This window comes from Epilithonimonas tenax DSM 16811 (assembly GCF_000428485.1).
Classification (GTDB): domain Bacteria; phylum Bacteroidota; class Bacteroidia; order Flavobacteriales; family Weeksellaceae; genus Epilithonimonas; species Epilithonimonas tenax.
Window position 1 is genome coordinate 1 of the sequence record NZ_AUAA01000080.1, and the last position, 3,308, is coordinate 3,308.

Sequence of the window (3,308 nt, forward strand, 5' to 3'; positions counted from 1 at the left end):
TGATTTTGAATAATTTCCCAAGTAAATTTGCTCATTTTTAGTTGTAATTTCCGTTTGTTTTCTCTCTCGCTCGTAGCCTGACCGCTAACGTTTTGGGGCTTTGCGTTCGGGCGGGAAATCGAAGCACAAAAGCCGATATTATTAGTAATGTTTAATTGAAAAACTACTGTTGAATTTTGCACTTCAGCCCGCCTGACGCAAAACCCTTGTTAGCGGTAGTTTTTTATTATTTCTTCGACTTTACTAAATATTTTCCATTCGTTTTTTTCAGCATTTTTAATTTCGTACTTTTCTAACTCAATTGTATATGTTGTTGTTTCTTTTTTATTAGTTACTGTATTTAATTTACTTAATTCAAGTGTTTTTGTATTGTAATTATACGATAAATTATATTCTTTAATAGACTGTTTTATATCATCAAATCCACTACTTGACACATTCCCCAATTTGTCAATATATAAATTTTGATTTGTTCCAATACACATAAATCTATCATCTTCCCAACGGAAAATTCTTGTTAAGCTACCTGATGTTGGGTTTGCTTTATTTATAAGCCTAAATGCTCCGTTTTTAATTTGAACTTCATATTCTTCATCATAATATCCGCCCTCGTTAATTGAAAGTATATTGTCGTTAACTTCTTTTATTTCATAATTATTTTGTATCGAATTATAGAAAAGCACGTACAATGAATAGTAATTGTAGTTTTTCATTCCCTTTTCGTGATTAGGGGTGTTGTAACGAATGACTTGATTTATTTTCGATGCATTGACAGCTCTTGTTATGAGTACAATATCCTCAAAATCGTCTTTATTCAAATCTCCTTTTGCCAAAGAAATTTCTTCCCAACCATTTAATAATTCGGTATGATTTCTTACTGTGTTGTTTTTTATTTTAGGATAAACAGTACATATTCTATCGTTCTTCGTGTCATAGCTTTCTTCTTGAAGACTTTTATATTTTTCAAGTAATGAACAAACCGAATCTATCAAAATTCTATTTTCTGGATATTGTTTATTCCTGCTCCAAGCACGCAGTAATTTTGCTTTGTATAAATAATTGTCAGCATAGTCGGGAAATTTTTCAATAGCATCGTTGTACGCATTTAAACCATTTGTGAATAGTTCCTCACTATATACTTCTTCTTGTGCTTTTAAATGCAATTGTTTTGCATACTGAAATTTGAACAAAGGTTCGTTCTGTTTAGATTGCACTGCTTGAGCAAAAAGGTTTTCCTTTAGGTCTTGAATGTCTACTCCTTGTGTAGTACATTGGCTAAGTGCATTAGCATAATTGAAAATTGCATTCGGATTATTTGGAGCTAATTCGTAGGCTTTTCTAAAATAACTTCCGCTTTGGTTTTCATCTCCCAAGTCCACAGGAATATTAGCTAAACAAGCACCTGCATTAAGATAACCCAAATATCCCTTCGGATATAATTCTATGGCTTTTTTAAAGTAAATGAGTGCATAGTCATATTCTTTTTGATTGTAAAACGTAAGTCCTACATTGTTAAGTGAGGCTTCTCTATAATGTTCATCTACGGTTGCAAGGAAAGCAAAAAGCACATTGGCTTGTTGGAAAGAACCTGCACGAAAAAATTTTTTGGCTTCTTCAAAAAACAAGTCAAGCTCTTTTTTAGAGAAATTTTTCTTTTCGTTTTCTATTAGATACTCAATGGCTTGGCGAGTAATTTCGTTATTAAATTTTCCACCTTTATTATCGTTCCAATAATTCTTTCTTGAAATATAACTGTTTCCATCTTTGTTGCAAGTATATCCGTTCATTAAGGTTTGAAGTATGAAAAAATGTGTATAAACTGTAGAAGACTGAACAGTGTTATCACCGAGTATTTTATAACAAGGAGCAGGATATTCATTGGCTTTTCTTGTCATTTTTATATAATTTGGAATGCTGTCTTTAATAACATATTTGTCATATATATTTTTGTATTTACTTTCTTGTCCTGCTATATAATTTTCAAAATCTCCATAGAAATCGAAATACGTTTTTTGTTTTTCTTTAATTACAAGCTGTTTGTCATTTTCCAAAGATATTGGTGGAGGCGGTTCATTTTTTGATTGTGCCAACGCAAAATGAAATATACCTAAAAACAGTATATATAATAGTTTTTTCATTTTAGAGTTCTTTTCAAATGATAAATAAAGAAAAAAATAATAACCAGCACAAGCGTAAGTATTCCGATTATTATTGAGAAAAAATTGAAAAAGAATTCGCCAAACTCTTTACTATCGCCGACACATTGCACTTCATAGCCCCATATATCAAGACAATCAATACCATAGCAATTAAGACAGGCCAAATATTCGGGGACAACTATCCCTAGATAAAGCAAAAGAAAAAGAGTGTAAAATATTAGCAAAATAATGCTGATTACTTTGAGTATTTTTAGTTTTTTATTTGTCGTCATTCATTTTCTGTGTTTTCATCTTGGGACGAGTGGTGTTGTAAAATTACCGCTAACGTTCCGCCGCTTCTCGTCAGTTGCGAACTTCGGAACGAATTATTTTCTGTTAAAGATAAAAATTCTTGCGAAACGTGAACGTGTACTTACCACAAAATTCGCAATTGCGAGAAACGGCTGTTAGCTGTTCGTGCCTTATTTATATTTTTTTGCGTCATTTAAGATTTGGAAAAATATTTCGTCATCTATAATTAATTCATTTACAATTTTTTTCGGCACTTTTATTTTTCCGATACGCTTTGAATTTCTGATTATGCTAATTTCACTTTCAGTTTTAAAAGAAGAAATTATATTTTCTATATCCTCGTAATTCTTTACCAATTTTTCATTTAATATTCTGGCGACTCCTATCCATTTACCTTTTTGATTATTCATTATCACATAATCTCTGAGATATATGTTTCCATCTTTCCATCTAAAACCAACTATGTTAAAATACTTTGAAATTGCTGAACCTGTATATTCATATTTTATATAAAATGTATCGTGTTTTGCGGATACAAAATACGAATCAATTGACATTGCTTCAGGAAAAATAAAATCATAATAATAGATTTTATTTCCAGAATTGACTTCTATTTTTTTTGAGTCCAAATTACGAATGTGAATTTGGGTAACTTTTTTTTGCGCATTGATTGAGAAGCTAACAAAAAATATAATATAAAAAAGTTCGGTTCTAAATCTCATTGATTTTCTTTATTAGCACAGTTTTCCGTGGCATGACAGCTAACGTTTTGGGGCTTTGCGATGGTGGGGAAATCGAAGCACAAATGTTCAGTTTAGCACAAATGTTTATTAGAATTCCAAATGTTCAATTTAGCAC

General features: G+C 31.0%; 3 protein-coding genes. All 3 read right to left on the minus strand.

The window, feature by feature from the left end:
* Positions 1-182 (minus strand): hypothetical protein (locus tag F564_RS21060; protein ID WP_034981951.1); only part of this gene is annotated, 182 nt, incomplete at its 3' end.
* Positions 183-209: 27 nt separating this feature from the next.
* A complete protein-coding gene (locus tag F564_RS0117375) occupies positions 210-2,138 on the minus strand; it encodes a tetratricopeptide repeat protein (protein WP_028123700.1) in 1,929 nt (642 codons plus the stop codon).
* Between the two features lie 482 nt (positions 2,139-2,620).
* Positions 2,621-3,172 (minus strand): hypothetical protein, encoded by a 552-nt coding sequence (locus F564_RS0117385; RefSeq protein WP_028123702.1) that lies wholly within the window; start codon positions 3,170-3,172, stop codon positions 2,621-2,623.
* Positions 3,173-3,308 lie beyond the last annotated feature (136 nt).